The organism is Tenuifilum thalassicum (assembly GCF_013265555.1).
Classification (GTDB): Bacteria; Bacteroidota; Bacteroidia; order Bacteroidales; family Tenuifilaceae; genus Tenuifilum; species Tenuifilum thalassicum.
Genome location: NZ_CP041345.1, coordinates 3,162,791 through 3,181,813, shown reverse-complemented (window position 1 = coordinate 3,181,813; position 19,023 = coordinate 3,162,791). Strand labels below are relative to the sequence as shown.

Sequence of the window (19,023 nt, the reverse complement as noted above, 5' to 3'; positions counted from 1 at the left end):
ATGAATATTCGTTCCCTTTTCCTCCTTTTACTTTTCTTATTATCGTTTAATAGGTTACATGCTCAAATTTCAGCTGATGATTCTTATATTATTTCTGTTATAAAGTCTGGTAACATTGCAGAACTTGAGCAGATAATTAAGACAAATGGACTTGAAAAATATTTTAATAACTCTCACACACTTCTAACTTTAGCCATTTCGCAAGGAAATTTTAGCACGGCAAAATATATAATTGATAAGGGAGCAAACTTAAATGTTGTATTAAAAACAAACACTCCATTAATAATATGTGCAATTTACGATAAGGATTCAATTGCTGACTATTTGCTCAAAAATGGAGCAAACGTTAATCAATATAATATTCATAAGAATTCTCCTTTACTGTATGCTTCACGTCTTGGTTCAATTAAAACCCTTAATGTTCTATTAAAGTACAGGGCAAACCCATATTTCAAAAATTTTCAAAACTACAATTCCATCGAATATGCGCAAGCCTTTGGAAAAGATACAGTAGTTTCTATTCTAACCGATTACATGGTAGCTTATTCAAAAGGCATTTACCCTTCTTGTTTTGACGGACCACATGTTGAACTCAAAAATAGAAAGTGGGCTAATGCTTTTTATTTGGTTAACGATAGTCTGAATTCCAAAATATTTTTGGTCTCCCAAAATTTAAGAATTAAAAACCAAAATGTTCGATTTAAAGGTTTTTTCGAGGGCGATACTTTAGGATATACTATAAATTTTAATTTAAAGTATAATTTGGATAATGATACCTATATATATGAAGATAAAACAAATAAAATATTTGCAATTGGCGATGTACATGGTGCATATGAAAGTCTAGTTAAGCTTTTGATGAACAATCAGGTGATTGATCAAGAAATGAATTGGAAATTTGGGAAAAATCATCTTGTGTTTATAGGCGATTTAGTTGATCGCGGCGAAAAAGTTACAGAGGTTCTGTGGCTTTTAAACAAATTAGTACAGCAATCACAACAGGCAGGGGGTCATGTTCACTTTTTAATTGGTAACCATGAACTCCTAGCAATAGGTAACGATAATCGTTATATAAATGAAAAATATCAAATACTAACACATGGTAACAGAATAACATATTCAAGTTTATTTAAACCAAATGTTTGGCCTGGTTCCATATTGCGTTTTGGAAAATCTGCTATAATTATTGACAGCATCTTGTTTGTGCATGCTGGTATTTCAAAAGAAATTGCCGATGAAGAAATATCTCTCAACCAGATGAATCAAATTGTATATAGATATTTAAATCCTGATAATTTAATTTTTACGTTAACCGATGACCAATTCCTTGATAAGTTACAGAAACTATTCTCAAAGTCTGGAATATTTTGGTATAGAGGTTACATGTTTGATTTACCAGAAGTACCCAAAGCCACTCAGGCCGATCTCAATTATGTATTGTCAAAATATAAAGCAAGGGAAATGATAATAGGACACACTGAGGTTGATAGTATTGCAGCTGCATATGAATCGAAACTTTTTCCCATAAATGTTCCCTTTAATGTAAAGCATATAAAGCCACAAGCATTGCTTATAGATGAAAACAGAAATTACTGGCGATGTTACATCGATGGTTCTAGGATAAAGTTGAAATGAGTCAGAAAATCAAAATATTGTCATTTGTTTTTTTTCTTCAATGTTTTGCTAGTTTAGGACAAACTTCCCTTTTTGATGAAGAAACTATCCTTGAGTTTGAAGTTATTGGAAACCTAAAATCACTTTTCAATGACGTTAACCCAAATAAGGCAAAGTATCATAAAATATTCCTTTTTTATATTGATGGCGATTCTTCAATTACCGTTAATGCTAAGGCCAAAACTCGTGGATTATTTAGACGCAGTAAACAAAATTGTAGAATTCCCCCACTAGCATTAAAAGTCAATGAATTTGAAAACTCAATTTTTCCAGAGAACATAAAAATAAAGCTTGTAAATCCATGTTTTATTAAAAATAGATATGTTCAGTATGTCATTAAGGAGTATTATGCTTATAGGATATATAACATTTTAACTGAGTATAGCCTTCGGGTTAGACTTTGTCGAATAATATACATCGATAGAGGAGGGAACCATTCTAATTTCGAAACATATGGTATTCTTATTGAACCAGTAAAACTTTTTGCAAAGAGAACCAGAACAAAAGAAATTGAAACACAAGGAATAATTCAAAACGCAACTTATCGACCCGTTCTTGATAGAATGACAATGTTTCAGTATCTAATTGGAAATACCGATTGGTCTGTTCCTAAGCTTCATAATATTAAGCTATTTTATTCTGATTCATTGGCTTCGTTAATTCCAGTACCTTATGATTTTGATTTTTGTGGGTTTGTTAACCCACCCTATACAAAACCACCCGAAATAATTCCTATCAAGCATGTTACAGATAGATACTATAGAGGTAATTGTAGAGAAAGATTCGAACTTGATTTAACTATCAATTTTTTCTTAGAAAAAGAAGATCAAATATTTAAAATGCTGAAAAATGATACTTTGCTAACAGAAAGAAATAAGAAAAGCATGATTGATTATATTAGCATGTTTTATGAAACTTTAAAGGATGAAAAATTGCTGACTAAAGAGATTGTTAAAAACTGCAGAGATGAATAACAACCAACAAAATATTGAGCGAACAAAATTTAAAGCAAGTTTAATTGTTGCGTTTTTATTTGTACTAGTGATTTGGGTAGTAAAGGCTTTCGAAATTATTGAAAACACTTCATTTTACAAATTAGGAATATTTCCAAGAACCATTTCTGGTTTAATAGGAATTCTTACTGCACCATTAATTCATTCCGATATTAATCATATAGTAAACAATACAATAACCATTTTTATTTTAACTGCTGGGTTAGTTTACTTTTATAGGGATTTGTGGTATAGAATAATTATCATAAGCTGGTTATTAAGTGGAATACTGGTTTGGATTGGTGCACGTTCGAGCTATCATATTGGTTGTAGCGGTCTAATTTATGCAGAGGTCAGCTTCATTTTTTTCAGTGGGGTAATTAGAAAGAATATCAATTTAATGGCTATATCTCTCCTAGTTGTATTCCTATATGGGAGTTTGATATGGGGTATTCTTCCCATATTTTACCATATTTCGTGGGAATCGCATTTATTCGGAGCAGCCTCGGGTTTATTACTGGCCTTTTATTATCGTAATCAAGGACCACCGCCTCAAAAATGGAGCTGGATGTTTGAGGAAGAAGATGAAGATGAAGAAGTGTATTACGAACTTGATGATGAGACTCCTGTAAAAACTAAAAGCGACTCGCAAAATTTATACAATTAAATTAGCTATGTTTGTTAAGATTGAATTCATGATTAAAACGATTTTATATATTTGTGTCTTTAAACAATAAACATAACAGCTATGGCAAAACTTAACGAAACAGAATTCAATGCCAACAACATCAACCTGGTTGGATTAGGAACCGAAATTAATGGCGACATTAAAAGTAATGGCGATTTGAGAATTGACGGAACACTGATTGGAAATCTTAATATTCAAGGAAAGGTTGTTATTGGTGAAACTGGTAAAGTTAAAGGAGAACTCATTTGCAAAAATTCTGATATCTCAGGAGTTGTAGAGGGTAAAATTACTGTTGAGGAACTACTTTCATTAAAATCATCTGCACGAATCAATGGTGATGTTAATGTAGGCAAACTTGCCATTGAACCAGGATGCAAATTCACTGGTTACTGCAACATGATAGGAATGGAAGTTAAAGATAAACCCTCACAACAAGAACCTAAAAAGTAAGCATGTCACTTAAGACAAAGTTTTACTTTTCGTCAGTAATTATTGCCTCATCCTTACTTGTAGTCTTACTTGCATTTGATTTTCAGACTCAGGTAAGGATTGTTCCTTTTTATCCCATGGCTATTAATGTTTTTTCTTATAGTCTTTTATACAGTAAAACTATTTTTAATCGGTTAAAATTTACTACCAAATATTTTCTAATAAAGGCTATTGGTTTAGTAATTAATTTATTAGCTATTCTTTCAATATTTTTGCTTGTAAATGACGATAAAAAAGCAATCATTTTTGTATATTTGATTTCGTATCTGATTTTTCTGTTTCATTACACATATTTTGTTGTAAAACGAGAGGATAGTAAGAATGCGGGTTAGGTTAATCATATTATCAATTTTGTTGATATTTTCCACAGCTCATGCCATAGCAACAGACAAGGTTAGCCAGCATGAAGCAGGAAAGTTTGACCCCGCTGAATTTATCTTTGAACATGTGGGCGATGCTCATGAATGGCACATCGTTACATTTAACAATCATCACATCAGCATACCTTTACCAGTCATTATTTATAGTAAGAAAAGTGGCTTGCACATTTTCTTATCTAATAAGTTTCATCATAACCATGGCGTTTATCAGAATTTCAAACTAGCTCAAGAGGGACAGTATAAGGGTAAAATTGTTGAGCTAAACTCTAAGGGTGAAATTGATGAGAACTATCCTTTGCCTTACGATTTTTCCATAACAAAAAATGTTTTGGCTATTTTTATAACCAGCATACTACTGCTCGTCATTTTTATCAATATAGCAAATACCTATAAGAAAAATCCAGACTCACCACCAAAAGGATTACAGAACGTTTTCGAACCTTTCATACTTTTTGTTAAAAATGAGATAGCTATCCCTTCAATAGGTGAAAAAAAATATCATAAGTATCTACCATTTTTACTATCCATTTTCTTTTTCATCTGGTTCTCAAATTTACTTGGGCTAATTCCTATTTTCCCAGGTGGTGCCAATGTTACTGGGAACATTTCGGTTACTATGGCTTTAGCCATTTTTGCATTTTTTGTTATTAACACCAATGCTAATAAAGAATACTGGAAGCACATAGTTAATCCTCCTGGGATTCCTGGATTCTTAAAGCTTCCCATTCCAATTATTCCATTTGTTGAATTTTTGGCGATTTTTATAAAGCCATTTGTCCTAATGGTTCGACTTTTTGCAAATATACTTGCAGGACACATGGTGGCGGTGGTATTATTAAGTTTAATTTTTATTTTTTCAGGCATGATTGCTTGGCTTGGTTTTGCAGTTGCCCCTGTTTCAATTTTATTTTTAATTTTCATGTCATTACTTGAATTACTTGTAGCACTTATTCAAGCTTATGTTTTTACCTTGTTAACTGCATTATATATTGGTATGGCCACTGAAGAACATCATTAACACATAAAATTTATTATTATGGACACACTACTTATTCTTTTACAATCGCTTGATGGCGCTTCTATAGCAAAAGCTGCTATTGCAATTGGTGCTGGAATTGTCGTAATTGGAGCTGGCTTGGGAATTGGAAAAATTGGTGAATCTGCATTAAAATCTATAGCCCGCCAACCTGAGGCATCTGGTGATATCAGAAGTAATATGATTGTTTCTGCCGCCCTTATTGAAGGTGTTGCTTTTTTTGCACTGATTCTATTGATTGTAGCTCTATTTGTTTAAAACCGTAAGCTATGGGATTAGTTACCCCCGATTACGGCCTGTTATTTTGGGCCTTGCTTTCATTTGGTGTGCTGCTTTTTATACTAAAAAAGTATGCATGGAAACCAATTTTGCAGGCGCTTAAAAACAGGGAGGAGAGTATTGCTCGTTCAATGCGAATGGCTGAAGAGGCTCGCGCAGAAATTGCTAAATTGCAGGACGAAAGCAAAGAGCTAATGGAAAAGGCTCGTCAAGAACGTGAGCGCGAAATGGCTGAAACAAAAGCATTGCGAGAAAAACTAATTGCCGAAGCCAAAGAACAAGCCAAGGTAGAAACCCAGAAAATGCTCGAAAAGGCTCGCCAACAAATTTTTCTTGAAAAGGAGGCTGCAAAGCAGGAGCTCTACAATACCGTTGCAGAGCTAACAATCAGTTTAACCGAGAAGATTTTACGTTCCGAGCTAAAGGATAAAGATAAACAGCAGGAGTATATTGAACGATTACTTCAGGAAATGTCCAAAAATTAACAATGAGTTTAGAAGCACTTGCTAAAAGGTATGCATTAGGCTTTTTTGAGTTTTGTAGTTCTCAGAACCAGCTGGAAGAGGTATATCCTTTCGTAAAGAACCTTATTAAACTTTTCAAGCTAAACCCAAACTTTAGAAATGTTTTAGATGATAAGGGGTTAGGTACTGAAGAAAAAGTTGGCTTGTTTGAAAAATTGGTTCAGAGTCAGCTACCCTCTTCGTTACAAAAATTTATTGTTCTTCTCATAAATCGTAATCGTTCTACAATTCTTTATCATTCACTCTTGATATTTAGAACTCTTTACTTAAAAAAGAAAAATATTCTTGAAGTAATTTTTCAAGTAGCGGAAAGCATTGATAGCAAAACCATTAAAGCTGTAGAAGAGAGAATAAAAGATGATTTTAAAGCTGAGTGCGAAATTGATGTTGAAGTAAAACCAGAACTTATTGCTGGCTTTACGGTTATTGTAAATGGTAAGATTTACGATTCTAGCGTTCACGGACAGCTTAACGCTGTAAAAAAGATGTTACTAGAAAAGAAATTAGATAATTGATAGGCTATGGCAGGAATTAAACCCTCAGAAATAACTCAACTAATTAAAGACGAACTTGCAGGTGTCGACACAAGGGCAAAATTTGAAGATACTGGTTTTGTACTCCAGGTAAGCGATGGCATTGCTCGCGTTTATGGCCTAAACAATGTTAAGGCCAACGAGCTTGTTGAGTTCGAATCGGGTATAAAAGGAGTTGCTCTAAACCTTGAGGAAGACAACGTGGGTATTGTTCTTCTAGGACCAACAGAGAAAGTAAAAGAGGGAGACAGGGTAAAACAGCTCGGCGAAATTGCATCTATACCGGTTGGTGATGGCCTTTTAGGCCGTGTAGTAAATACTATTGGCGAACCAATTGATGGGAAAGGTCCTATTACTGGGAAAACAATTGTTTTACCAATTGAGCGTAAAGCACCAGGTGTAATCTATCGTCAACCTGTAAGTGAGCCGCTTCAAACAGGTATAAAAGCTATTGACTCAATGATTCCCATTGGTCGTGGTCAGCGAGAGCTGATTATTGGTGACCGACAAACAGGAAAAACTGCCATTGCCATCGATACAATTATTAACCAACGAAATAATTATTTAAAGGGTGATCCCGTTTATTGTATTTATGTTGCTGTAGGTCAAAAAGGTTCTACAGTTGCCAGCATTGCCAGAACTCTTGAAGAGCACGGTGCTTTAGAATATACAACAATAGTTGCAGCAACCGCTTCGGATCCTGCAGCCATGCAATTTTACGCCCCGTTTGCAGGTGCAACCATTGGTGAATATTTTAGGGATACAGGTCGTCATGCATTGGTGGTTTATGATGACCTGTCAAAACAAGCCGTTTCCTACCGTGAGGTTTCGTTACTACTTCGTCGTCCACCAGGGCGAGAAGCATATCCCGGAGACGTTTTCTACTTGCACTCACGCCTGCTTGAGCGTGCTGCAAAAATTATAAGTAACGATGAGATAGCTTCACAGATGAACGATCTTCCACCCGTTCTTAAACCATTAGTTAAAGGAGGTGGTTCACTTACAGCCCTGCCTATCATAGAAACACAGGCAGGTGATGTTTCAGCATATATTCCTACTAACGTAATATCCATTACCGATGGTCAGATTTTCCTAGAATCAAATCTTTTCAATAATGGAATTCGTCCTGCAATTAATGTTGGTATTTCGGTTTCTAGGGTAGGAGGTAAAGCACAAATTAAATCGATGCGTAAGGTTGCTGGTACTCTTAAACTTGATCAAGCCCAGTATCGAGAGCTAGAGGCTTTTGCCAAGTTTGGTGCAGAGCTCGATGATGCAACCCTTGCCGTACTTGATAAAGGTGCTAAAAATGTTGAAATTTTGAAGCAAGGACAATATCAACCTTTACCAGTTGAAGAGCAGGTTGCAATTATTTTCTGCGGAACTAAAGGCTTACTCAAAGACATACCAGTTGAAAAGGTTAGAGAATTTGAGAAAGATTTTCTTGATCGTTGTAGATTGCAGCTAAAATCTGAACTAGCACAAATTGCAAGGGGTGATTTCTCCGATGATATTGCTGACGCCCTAACAAACCTTGCAAAGGAGGTTTCAAAGAACTATATTGAATATAACAAGTAGTTCAGTATGGCTAATCTTAAGGAAATACGAACCAGAATAGCATCGGTTGCTTCCACCCGGAAGATTACCAGTGCTATGAAAATGGTTTCGGCTGCCAAATTTAAAAAAGCACAAAATAATATTTTACGTTTTAGGCCCTTTAATGAACAAATAAATAATATATTAAACCATTTGAATGGTTATATTGATTCTGTTAAAACTAATTATACCTCTGAAAGAAAAGAGATTAAGCATATTACTCTTTTAGTTATTACTTCAAACAATAGCATGTGTGGTGCTTTCAACTCAAATATTATTAAATACGCATTTGAAAAGTATAACGAAATAAAAAGAAACTATCCTAGCGCAAGGATTTCTATACTTGCTTTAGGTAAAAAGGGCGAAGAAGCATTTTTGCGGAAAGGTTTAGAAGTATTTCCTTTAAACCACAAAATACTAGATAAGCCAAGCATTAAACATACAAAAGAATTTTTTAATGAAGTTTTATCAAATTACCTACAGAATAAAACCGATAAGATTTATTTAGCATATAATCGTTTTAGGAGTGCTGCCTCGCAAGATCAAGTTTTTGAACAATATCTGCCTATAAATATTAATAAATCAGATGATAAAACAAGTTTAAATAAACCAATTATTGAACCCAATCCTACACAACTACTTGAAAAGATTTTGCCATACTTTCTTTTAAATAAGTTACATTCAACTATTTTGGAAAGTATTGCCGCTGAACATGGCGCAAGAATGACAGCAATGCACCAAGCAACTGAAAATGCCAATACCTTGCATCAACAACTAGTTATTGAGTATAATAAGGCTCGGCAGGCATCAATTACCAACGAAATATTGGAAATTGTATCTGGCGCAAACGCATTAAGTCAGGAATAAAAGTAAAGAAATATTAAGTTAAAGTAGATTAATAATTAAAGGGAGCCAATGGGCTCCCTTTGATATGTTTAGCTATTAAATGAGAGAAATTATTTATCGGACAAGCGTTAATTTATGGAATGTTTTTCAATTTCGGCAATTGCCTCTGAAACATTTACCATATAATCGCCCATCTTTTCAGCTTCGTTAAACATGTCGCTATAAATTACTCCTGCTTGGTATTTATATTTATTTGCTTCTATATTCTTAATATGATTTTCCTTTAAGAGCGCTCTATACTCATTAATCTGTTTTTCTATTTCATAAACAGGTCCAAGATTAATTGAAGCATTTCGTTGACTTGTTTCAAGGTTCTGTTTCATAATACTATATGCATCGTCAAGCAAATCGAACATTTTATTTAAATTATCGCGTATTTCCTGATTAAACCACACCTTTTGCTCACGTTTTCGTTTTAATGTTCTAGCAAGGTGAAAGTTACTATCGGAAACAGATTCTATTTCACTAATTGCCCGGAATAGGGCTTGCAGCTTACGGGAACTCTCATCGCTTAGCTCATAGGTTGAAACTTTGTTTAAGTAAGTTGCTATCTCTACTTCAATTCTATCGCTAATCCCTTCATACTTTTCAATACGTTGATATAGGGCATCAAACTCTTTATCATTAGTTTCGGAAAATAGCTGCCTAACAAAACCAAACATTCTGTGAACTCGCTTGGCGTATGTAGCAACTTCTTTATGTGCCTGAACTAATGACAATTCGGCTGTAGTCATTAATCCAACATTTATGTGAACTAGTCTAAACTCTTCATCTTCATCTTTTTTAGATGGAGTTAGCCATGTTACAATTTTAATAAGTATAGGCGTAAACCAAACCAAAACAAAAGTGTTGATAATATTAAAAGAAGAGTGGAAAATACTAAGTGCAAAAGGAATTTCATTTGGGTTTGTGTATGGGGATAGGCCAGTAATATTAGTAAGAACGTTAGCAATTGTTCTGGTAAAAGGATAGAAAAGAATCAACATCCAAATAACACCAATAATATTAAAAAAGAAATGGGCTCTTGCTGCTCGTTTAGCTGAAACATTGCCTATAAGTGCAGCAATATTTGCAGTAATTGTTGTTCCTATATTTTCACCAAGAACCATAGCAGCAGCAACTTCATATGATATCCAACCCTGATTACACATTACAAGTGTTAAAGCCATTGTAGCGCTCGAAGATTGAATAACAACAGTTAATAAAGTACCAACGCCTAAAAAGATTAGAATGGAACCAAAACCCATGTTGCTATAGTTTGATAGAAAAGCAAACATTTCAGGATTTTGATCAACTCTGGGGACTGACCCTTTTAAAAAGTCTAATCCAATAAAAAGTAGCGAAAAACCAATAATGGCTTCACCCCAAAATTTAACATTATGTTTACTTGAAAAAAGCATTGGGAAACCAAGGCCAATTAGGGGAACGGCAACAAGCATTATGCTAAACTTAAAGCCAAGTAATGAAATTAGCCAGGCAGTTACAGTTGTTCCAATGTTGGCGCCCATAATCACCCCAATAGATTGTGCGAGAGAAAGCAAGCCAGCGTTAACGAAACTAACTACCATCACAGTAGTTGCTGATGACGATTGAACCACAGTGGTTACTAAAAAACCTGTGAGTATTCCCATGAACCTATTTGATGTCATGGAAGCTAGGATACTTCTCATTTTATCACCAGCTACCTTTTGAAGCGATTCGCTTAAAAGTTTCATTCCAAAAAGAAAGAGTCCTAGCGAACCAACAAGATTTAGAAAGTCTAATAGTCCGTAATTCATTTTAATTTGAGTTACAATATTTACTTTATATTACTTATTGCTAGTTCAAAAACACATTGCAAAGGTAATTTTTAGTATTTTAATTCAAAATTCTATAATTAAACCCTATTTTTGTCATTCGCATAGATTATGTTTTTCTTTAAAGTTTGTAACTAATCGTAAAACTATGTTTCACCATTTAGCAAGATTTATACTTAAAAGGCGGTTTTTGCTAATAAGCCTTTTGTTTCTCTTTACACTTTACATGGGCTGGATGGCTACCAAAGTAAAACTTTCATATAAACCAGCACCATTACTACCAAAGACCGATAGTATATTAGTGCAGAACGAAATGTTCAGTAAGCTCTTTGGTAAGGGCGAAAACATAATGGTGATTGGTGTTACAGATTCACTTTTTTTTGAAAAGGATAACTTAAGTAGCTGGTTTGCCCTTGAAAAAAATCTAAAAAATAAGGATGGTGTAGAGAACATTTTTTCTATAACCGATATTATTACGTTAGCAAAAGATACACTCACAAAAAAATTTGTTGCCCAAAAACTTTTTGCCTCATCTAACTTACCAGAATCTGATAGTTTATCTCGGCTTGTTAATAGTTTACCTTTCTATGAAGGCTTGCTTTATAATTCAGAGACACATACTTACTTAATGCTTATTACCCTTAATCGCGAATTAATAACAAAGGTTAATCGTATAAGGATAATAAACGGGATATTGGATGAATGTAAGGTTTATGAGAAAAACACAGGGAATCAACTTCATTATTCTGGCTTACCATATATTAGAGCAGTTGTGGCCGAAATGATTAAGTTTGAAATGTTTCTTTTTGTCGCTCTCGCAGTTTTGGCCACTAGTTTAATTCTTTACTTCCTTTTCCGTTCGTTTAGAATAATCTTCATTTCACTAGTTGTTGTTGGAACCTCAGTTATATGGTCGCTCGGATCGTTAACACTTTTAGGTTACGACTTAACCCTTTTAACCGCAGTTGTTCCACCTTTGCTAATTATTATTGGGGTACCCAATTGTATCTATTTGATAAATAAATATCATCACGAAATAGCTCATCATAAAAATAAAATGAGAGCCCTATTTCGGGTAATTTATCGGATTGGAAGCGCTACTTTTTTAACCAACCTTACCACAGCTTTAGGGTTTGTAACTTTTGTTTTTACCAAGACTCAAATTTTACGTGAGTTCGGCTTGGTTGCATTTTTAAATATCTTAGGAATATTTGTTATTTCATTAATTATAATCCCGTTCTTTTTTAGCATAACCCCTCTACCCAAGCAACGACATCTTAAGCATTTAAATAGAACTACATTTAAGCAAGCTATTTCGCGTATAGTAATGACTGTTTACTATAAGAGAAAGTGGGTTTTTGTTGTTACCGTAGTTACCATAGTATTTGGTTTAGTTGGAGCATCAATGCTAAAAGCAAATGGCTATATGGTTGACGATGTTCCAAGAAATCATCCCGTGCAACGCGACCTTAAATTCTTTGAACGTCACTTTACTGGAATTATGCCCCTTGAGATAGTTTTAAACACCGGACGACCAAATGGATTTCAAAACTATTCAAATTACCAAAAGATAGATAGGCTTCAAAAGGAATTAGAAAAATATCCTGAACTCTCAAAACCTTTCTCTATTGTTGAACTTGCAAAGTTTGCTAGACAGGCATACTATAATGGTAATAAAAAACAATACCGTTTACCTGGACCTTTTGAAAGGGCTTTCATTATGTCCTATATTCCTCGAAGTATTGGTGTAAGCGATATGTACGCCAAAATGGTTGATTCAACAGGGCAATATATGAGAATCATGTATAATGTTGCCGACGTTGGCTCTCAGCAAATGGGAGTGCTTTTTGATAGCATTAATAACGATATTCAACAAGTTTTTGGAAGTGATTCCAAAAATGTTTCCATTACAGGAGCAAGTGTAGTTACAAGTTATGGCATTAAGTATTTAGTTCATAGCCTTACTTCAAGTTTATTCTTAGCAATACTTCTTATTGCGATTGCAATTGCTTGGCTTTTCCGCAAATTTAAAATGGTCTTGTTTGCTATTGGAATTAACTTTATTCCCTTAATACTAACTGCTGCAACCATGGGGTATTTTGGTATTAATTTAAAACCAAGTACCGTTATTGTTTTTAGCATTGCATTAGGTATCGCTGTCGATAACTCAATTCATTTCTTAACAAAATATCGTCAAGAACTTTACTGGACAGGATTCAATGTAAAGGAATCTATTTTCCATGCAATTCGTGAAACTGGAATTAGCATGATTTACACGTCAATTGTTCTACTTTTTGGCTTTAGCGTATTCATTGCATCTAGTTTTGGGGGAACCAAATCGCTTGGACTTCTTGTGGCAATTACTCTGCTATATGCTGTAGTAACCAACCTTTTTGTTTTACCTTCAATTCTTCGTCAGTTTGATAAGCCTAAACCCTCAAAGCCATCGGTTGATGAAGAGATTGTTTTAGAAATGAGTTCAGGTTTTGACGATGAAATTTAACGCTGATTATAATGTATACATTAGAAGAAATAAACTCAAAGATTACAGAAGCTATTAAGCAGGTTAGACTAAATAAGGAACCCCGAAATTTATATGAGCCAATTTCTTACATCCTTGGGATGGGTGGAAAACGTATTCGCCCTGCTTTACTTTTAGCCGCATGTAACCTTTATTCCGATGACATAGATAACGCAATTCCTGCTTCTATCGCTGTCGAAATCTTTCATAATTTCACTCTTGTTCACGATGATATTATGGATAAAGCCACAATGCGACGTGGATTTGAAACCATTCATAAGAGGTGGAATGATAATATAGCGATACTTTCAGGTGATGCTATGACTATTTTAGCCTATCAGTATTTAAATCAGATTGATAAAGAAGTACTTCCTGAGGTAATCTCTATATTCAACAGTTTTGCAATTGGGATATGCGAAGGACAGCAAATGGACATGGATTTTGAGACTCTTGAGATGGTATCAAAGGAAGATTATTTAAAAATGATAGAGCTAAAAACATCTGTTCTACTTAAAGGCGCGTTACAAATTGGTGCCGTAATAGGAGGTGCCTCATCCGATGATATTGAACTTATTGGAGAATTTGGAAGAACAATGGGATTAGCTTTTCAGCTTCAAGACGATTTACTCGATACGTACGGCAAAAGTGATGTTTTTGGAAAGCGCATTGGTGGTGATATTATTTCTGCCAAAAAAACAATGCTTTCTATTGAAACATACCATAAATTAGATGATACAGCAAAAAAGGAGTTTCTCGAATTATACAATAGAAAAGATATTGAAGGAAATCTTAAAATTCAGAAAGTTAAAGAGTACTTCGGCATGGTAAAAGTAAAAGAAAGCATTGAGAGCTTGATAAATGAATACTTTGATAAAGCTCAATCTTCTTTAAATCAGCTTAGTGTAGAACCAGGTAGGAAAATTGTTTTGAGTAATATTCTTAGTAAGCTGATTGGACGTGAAAGCTAAATGAATAGCTTATATTTTCCTTAAAAACAAACCTTTTAAGTCCGAAAAGTTTATTAAAAATTTCTTTCATAAAAAAAAAATCGTAAATTTATCTATCTAAAAATAAAGGACTATGGCTGAAAAGGTTCATAAATATTTAATCCCTTGGGATTTTACAATAGTTGCAGAAAATGCCTTAAAGCATGCTGTGAACTTATCAAAGCTTATTACAGATCCAGTTAGTATTGAACTCCTATATGTTATCCAAACCGGTGGTTTGTTTAATAAAAGCAAATATTCTAAAACTGAAGCATCAGAGATGCTTCACGATGATAAGAAGCGTATTTCAGAAGAGTATGGAATTGAAGTTAAAACGCATATTCTTGAAGGAAACCTATTCAATACAATTAGTGAATTTGCAAGTGAGTCGGAAGCGGAACTTGTTATTATGGGAACGCATGGAATAAAAGGCGTGCAAAAATTAACTGGAAGTTGGGCGCTGAAGGTGATTGCTGGTTCCGAGGTTCCTTTCCTTGTTGTACAGGAAGAACCAAAAAAGGACAAAGTTTTCTCGCATATTGTTATGCCAGTTGAGTTTAGAGATGAAGACAAAGAAAAAATTAATTGGGGCATACGATATGCTAAACTTTTCAATTCAAAACTTCACATTATTATTCCTAATGCATTTGATTCTGGTGTACAGCAAAAGATTAATAATAACCTAGCCTTTGCTAAAAGGAACATAGAGGCACATGGTTTAGAGTGGGAAATTCATAACTCTTCAAAAGGAAAGAGTTTTCAGGAGGAGGTTGTTAACCTTGCAGTTGATATTGAGGCCGACCTTATTATAGTCATGACAACACCCAATATCGACTTAACTGACTTTGTCTTTGGAGCACAGGAACAATACATTATTGCAAATAAGGCTCGAATACCCGTTCTTTGTGTAAACCCAGGTACACTAGGCATCTAGTTTCTTGCGAATATCTATTAATTTTGATATAAGATTATCATCATTGCCATCGGTATTTACAAATATCGGTGGTAATTTTTTTTGTGTAAGGCCGTATGAGTAGGTTTTGTCATAATATTCTAAGGTTATCCTAATTGCTTCAGCAAAGTTGTTGGATTTAATATGGTCGATACATTTCTGTGCCTTGTCAAAACCCAGCCGTTTTTGAATTTTCTTAACGGACTCAATTAAATCATTCTTATCGCAAGCAGTGTAATCTTTTATCAATCGGTTTATTCTGGTATCAATGTCAACATTTAAAATAACCGGTTGGCTATTTTTCATTTGACTATAAAACTCTTTTGGAATAAATACGCGCCCTATTCCCATGCTTTCATCTTCAACCCATATGTGTTTTGATGCATCAAGTTTTCTTAGCTGATTAAAAAGTAAGTTTTCGAAATGCTCTGTTTTGGGTTGATTTCCTTGATTTATCCAACCAAATGCCGAACCTTTATGATTAGCAAGGCCTTCGAGGTCAATAACCTGTTCGCCATTTTGTTTAAGCTTGTTAAGAATATCGGTTTTCCCACTACCAGTCATTCCTCCCAAAATAAGAAGTCTATAGGGTTTAGAGAAGGTTTCAAGTGCAAATCGGCGAAAGGCCTTATAACCTCCTTCAAGGGTCTTTGGCTTGTAGCCTGCTAAGCCGAAAAGCCAGCTCATACTGGCGCTCCTCATTCCACCTCGCCAGCAGTAAACTAAAATGTTTTTTTGATTAACGCTATGCTCTAGAATGTCAATAAAACCCTTAAGCTTTGGGCCAACTAGTTCCAAACCTAGTTTAATTGCATCCTTTCTACCTACTTTCTTATATTTTGTACCAACAGCAGCACGTTCCTCATCGGAAAAAAGGGGAATATTAATTGCGCCAGGAATATGACCCCTGTCATATTCCGATGGCGACCTTACGTCAATAACTGGTAAATTATCAATTAGTTCAACGAATTTATCTATACTAATAATTTCAGCCATTGGTACTAATCTTCTAACAAATTACCAAGTATGGAACTGCTGCCTTTCGAAGCATTTTTACCGTAGGGAGCAATAGCTTGAATAAGTTTCCTGATTGGCATGGATTGCAACCAAACCTTTCCTGTACCTGAAAGCGTTGCTAGGAAAAGTCCTTCGCCACCAAATAGCATACTTTTTAATCCGCCACTTGTTTGAACGCTAAACTCAACTGTGGGCTCGTAAGCTACGATACAACCAGTATCAACTCTGAGGGTTTCATTATTAAGCTGTTTTTCAATTACGGTACCCCCTGCATGGACAAATGCAAGACCATCGCCCGCTAAGCGCTGCAAAATGAAGCCCTCACCACCAACAAGACCAGCCCCTAACTTTCGATTAAAATGCAAAGAAACACTTGTACCAAATGCCGCACAAAGGAAGCCATCTTTCTGAACAATTAGACTTCCCCCAGTTTCGGCGAGATTTATGGGAACAACAGTACCAGGGTAAGGGGCTGAAAAGGATACACGACGTTTCCCTAATCCTCTATTGGTAAAATGTGTCATAAATATCGATTCTCCTGTTAGAGCCCTGGCTCCAGCAGATAAAAGCTTACCAAAAAATCCCGAGCTTGGGTTTGATCCATCGCCTAGCTTGGTTTCAAATTCAATTCCTTCTTCCATGTAAACCATAGCACCCGCTTCGGCAATAACTGTTTCCTGTGGGTCAAGTTCAACTTCTACAAGCTGAATTGAATCACCCATTATCTTGTAATCTATTTCATGTGATTTCATAAATTTAAGGTATTTAGATGAATAGTAGTTTGTAGTTAAATATTTACTTTAATTTAGGTCGATATTTTTCATTTTCATCATCGTAAATGCTAAGGTAGCTTAAATATCGCGATGGAGCAATTTCACCTTTTTCTGCAGCTTCAATTACTGCACAACCTGGCTCGTGGATATGAGTACAGTTGTAGTACTTACACTTTTCAGAAAGTTTAAATATTTCGGGGAAAAAGTGGTAAAGCTCATTCTTATCAATATCAACTAATCCAAAACTTTTAATTCCTGGAGTATCAATTATATAACCACCAAAACTTAATTCAAAAATTTCACTAAATGTAGTGGTGTGCCTACCTTTTAGATGAGCTGCTGAAATTTCGGCGGTTTTTAAATTTAACCCAGGTTCAATAAGGTTTATCAAGGTCGATTTGCCTACCCCAGAGTTACCAGATAAAAGACTAACCTTATCTTTAAGCGTTTCTTTAAGTAGGTCGATATTTATATTCTCTTTAGCAGATACTTGTAAACACTTGTATCCAATAGACTCGTATATAGAGATGTAGCTGTTTAAAACAGGCTTTAACGACTCATCAATTAAGTCAACCTTATTGAATACAAGTATGGTTGGGATTCTGTAGGCTTCAGCTGTAACAAGATAACGGTCGATGAATGCAAGTTGAGTTTCGGGTTGGGTTATGGTTACAATTAAAAGTGCCTGATCGATATTGGCAGCAATGATATGTGCTTCACGTGATAGGTTTGTAGCCTTTCTAATAATGTAATTTTTTCTTTCGTGAATAAGAGTGATTAGGCCTGTTCCATCGTCTCTAACTTCCACATCAACCCAGTCGCCAACAGTTAAGGGATTAGTGGTTTTAATTTCGTTCAAACGTAGCCTGCCACGGGCAACACAATCTAAGGTTTTACCATTTTCTAGTCTAACCTTATACCGATTACCTGTACTTTTTAGCACTAATCCCTTCTCCATGGTATGAATCTTAAAGCGTTTCAGCTAAAGGTTTAAAACCACTACCAAGAATCTCGTTGGCATCTATAACTGTTATGAAAGCATTAGGATCAATCTCACGAATATAGTCCTTAATCATATGCACTTCTCGACGCGAAACGTTAGTAAAAATCATTTTTTTATCAGCACCTGTATACATACCCTGAACGTTTATAACTGTGCCCCCACGTTCAACGTCGTTGATAATTTTATTTTTTACCTCTTCGTATTTATCAGAGATAATGAATAATGCTTTATCGTAGCTAACACCCTGAATGGTCATATCGATAACTTTACCGGTAACGTAAATCACCACCCAAGAGTAAAGAGGAATTTTCCAGTCCTGAAAGGCAACTAGGGCAAGAAGAACAATAGTAGAATCAACATAAATCATAAGCTGGCCAAGTGGCAGCTTGGTGTACTTTGCAATCACCATAGCAATGATATCCGATCCACCTGATGTTGCCTTTGATTTAAATATTAAACCAAGACCAAAACCAATAAGAACACCTCCAAAAATAGATGACAGAAGCACATCGTCAACCAATGGATCGTAACCTAACCACAGGTGTAACCCATCGATGAACACGGATGTTAAAACAAATCCAACAACTGTTTTAACACCAAACATTGGTCCAAGAACTCTAATTCCGATAATGGTAAGAGGTATATTTAAAAGCAAACCTACGGTACCAATTGGGAATCCATCGGGTGCCCATGAGAACAAACCCTTTGTAAGGTAGTGAACAATAATACCAATTCCATAAACTCCCCCTGGTGCAATTCGATGTGGGTCAATAAATAGTACAAATCCTGCTGCGAGTATAAATGAGCCAACTAAAATTAAGGCATAAGCCTTAAACCAATCCTTGCTAAAAAGTTTTTCTTTAGTTATGTATGTCATA

General features: G+C 35.0%; 19 protein-coding genes. 14 read left to right on the top strand and 5 right to left on the bottom strand.

The annotated features are described in order from the left end of the window. The 11 genes from FHG85_RS13120 (at nt 1) to atpG (ending at nt 9,058) form a co-directional block, all read left to right on the top strand. Nucleotides 1–1,635 (top strand): metallophosphoesterase, encoded by a 1,635-nt coding sequence (locus FHG85_RS13120; protein ID WP_173076660.1) that lies wholly within the window; start codon nt 1–3, stop codon nt 1,633–1,635. Between the two features lie 17 nt (nt 1,636–1,652). Continuing rightward, nucleotides 1,653–2,648, top strand: coding sequence for a hypothetical protein (locus FHG85_RS13115; RefSeq protein WP_173076658.1), 996 nt, complete (start codon nt 1,653–1,655; stop codon nt 2,646–2,648). Continuing rightward, the gene (locus FHG85_RS13110; protein ID WP_173076656.1) at nt 2,641–3,333 is read left to right on the top strand and encodes a rhomboid family intramembrane serine protease; all 693 of its coding nucleotides are present in this window, start codon (nt 2,641–2,643) and stop codon (nt 3,331–3,333) included. The genes FHG85_RS13115 and FHG85_RS13110 overlap by 8 nt, the downstream gene beginning before the upstream one ends. Nucleotides 3,334–3,414: 81 nt before the next feature. Next, the gene (locus FHG85_RS13105) at nt 3,415–3,804 is read left to right on the top strand and encodes a bactofilin family protein (protein WP_173076654.1); all 390 of its coding nucleotides are present in this window, start codon (nt 3,415–3,417) and stop codon (nt 3,802–3,804) included. Between the two features lie 2 nt (nt 3,805–3,806). Next, a complete protein-coding gene (locus FHG85_RS13100; protein ID WP_173076652.1) occupies nt 3,807–4,175 on the top strand; it encodes a hypothetical protein in 369 nt (122 codons plus the stop codon). A gap of 22 nt (nt 4,176–4,197) precedes the next feature. Continuing rightward, nucleotides 4,198–5,241, top strand: coding sequence for a F0F1 ATP synthase subunit A (gene atpB, locus FHG85_RS13095; protein WP_220429214.1), 1,044 nt, complete (start codon nt 4,198–4,200; stop codon nt 5,239–5,241). Between the two features lie 18 nt (nt 5,242–5,259). Beyond that, complete coding sequence (atpE, locus tag FHG85_RS13090) at nt 5,260–5,517, top strand: ATP synthase F0 subunit C (protein WP_173076648.1); 258 nt, start codon at nt 5,260–5,262, stop codon at nt 5,515–5,517. An 11-nt stretch (nt 5,518–5,528) separates the two neighbouring features. Further along, nucleotides 5,529–6,023, top strand: a complete 495-nt coding sequence (gene atpF / locus FHG85_RS13085; RefSeq protein ID WP_173076646.1) for a F0F1 ATP synthase subunit B — start codon at nt 5,529–5,531, stop codon at nt 6,021–6,023. A 2-nt stretch (nt 6,024–6,025) separates the two neighbouring features. Then, nucleotides 6,026–6,577, top strand: a complete 552-nt coding sequence (gene atpH, locus FHG85_RS13080) for an ATP synthase F1 subunit delta (protein ID WP_173076644.1) — start codon at nt 6,026–6,028, stop codon at nt 6,575–6,577. A 6-nt stretch (nt 6,578–6,583) separates the two neighbouring features. Beyond that, nucleotides 6,584–8,173, top strand: a complete 1,590-nt coding sequence (gene atpA, locus FHG85_RS13075; RefSeq protein ID WP_173076642.1) for a F0F1 ATP synthase subunit alpha — start codon at nt 6,584–6,586, stop codon at nt 8,171–8,173. A gap of 6 nt (nt 8,174–8,179) precedes the next feature. Further along, complete coding sequence (gene atpG / locus FHG85_RS13070) at nt 8,180–9,058, top strand: ATP synthase F1 subunit gamma (protein WP_173076640.1); 879 nt, start codon at nt 8,180–8,182, stop codon at nt 9,056–9,058. A 107-nt stretch (nt 9,059–9,165) separates the two neighbouring features. Here atpG and FHG85_RS13065 read toward each other — a convergent pair whose 3' ends face one another. Beyond that, nucleotides 9,166–10,875 carry a Na/Pi cotransporter family protein gene (locus FHG85_RS13065; protein ID WP_173076638.1) on the bottom strand — a complete coding sequence of 570 codons (1,710 nt, stop codon included), beginning with the start codon at nt 10,873–10,875 and terminating at the stop codon, nt 9,166–9,168. Nucleotides 10,876–11,128: 253 nt separating this feature from the next. Here FHG85_RS13065 and FHG85_RS13060 point away from each other — a divergent pair, with 253 nt between their 5' ends. From FHG85_RS13060 to FHG85_RS13050, 3 genes are all read left to right on the top strand, one after another. Next, nucleotides 11,129–13,396 (top strand): efflux RND transporter permease subunit, encoded by a 2,268-nt coding sequence (locus FHG85_RS13060; protein ID WP_173076636.1) that lies wholly within the window; start codon nt 11,129–11,131, stop codon nt 13,394–13,396. Between the two features lie 11 nt (nt 13,397–13,407). Continuing rightward, entirely contained in the window at nt 13,408–14,382 is a 975-nt protein-coding gene (locus FHG85_RS13055; protein ID WP_173076634.1) for a polyprenyl synthetase family protein, read from the top strand. Nucleotides 14,383–14,494: 112 nt separating this feature from the next. Next, nucleotides 14,495–15,334, top strand: coding sequence for a universal stress protein (locus tag FHG85_RS13050; RefSeq protein ID WP_173076632.1), 840 nt, complete (start codon nt 14,495–14,497; stop codon nt 15,332–15,334). On the opposite strand, the gene mnmH is transcribed toward FHG85_RS13050, so the two are convergent. The 4 genes from mnmH to FHG85_RS13030 are packed head-to-tail and all read right to left on the bottom strand — an operon-like array spanning nt 15,323 to nt 19,022. Beyond that, nucleotides 15,323–16,348 (bottom strand): tRNA 2-selenouridine(34) synthase MnmH, encoded by a 1,026-nt coding sequence (gene mnmH, locus FHG85_RS13045; protein WP_173076630.1) that lies wholly within the window; start codon nt 16,346–16,348, stop codon nt 15,323–15,325. The two genes, FHG85_RS13050 and mnmH, sit on opposite strands and share 12 nt — an antisense overlap. A 5-nt stretch (nt 16,349–16,353) precedes the next feature. After that, nucleotides 16,354–17,121 carry a TIGR00266 family protein gene (locus FHG85_RS13040; RefSeq protein ID WP_173076628.1) on the bottom strand — a complete coding sequence of 256 codons (768 nt, stop codon included), beginning with the start codon at nt 17,119–17,121 and terminating at the stop codon, nt 16,354–16,356. 43 nt (nt 17,122–17,164) lie between these two features. After that, complete coding sequence (rsgA, locus tag FHG85_RS13035) at nt 17,165–18,100, bottom strand: ribosome small subunit-dependent GTPase A (protein ID WP_173076626.1); 936 nt, start codon at nt 18,098–18,100, stop codon at nt 17,165–17,167. A 10-nt stretch (nt 18,101–18,110) separates the two neighbouring features. After that, nucleotides 18,111–19,022, bottom strand: coding sequence for a YitT family protein (locus FHG85_RS13030; protein WP_173076624.1), 912 nt, complete (start codon nt 19,020–19,022; stop codon nt 18,111–18,113). Between the last annotated feature and the right edge of the window lies 1 nt (nt 19,023).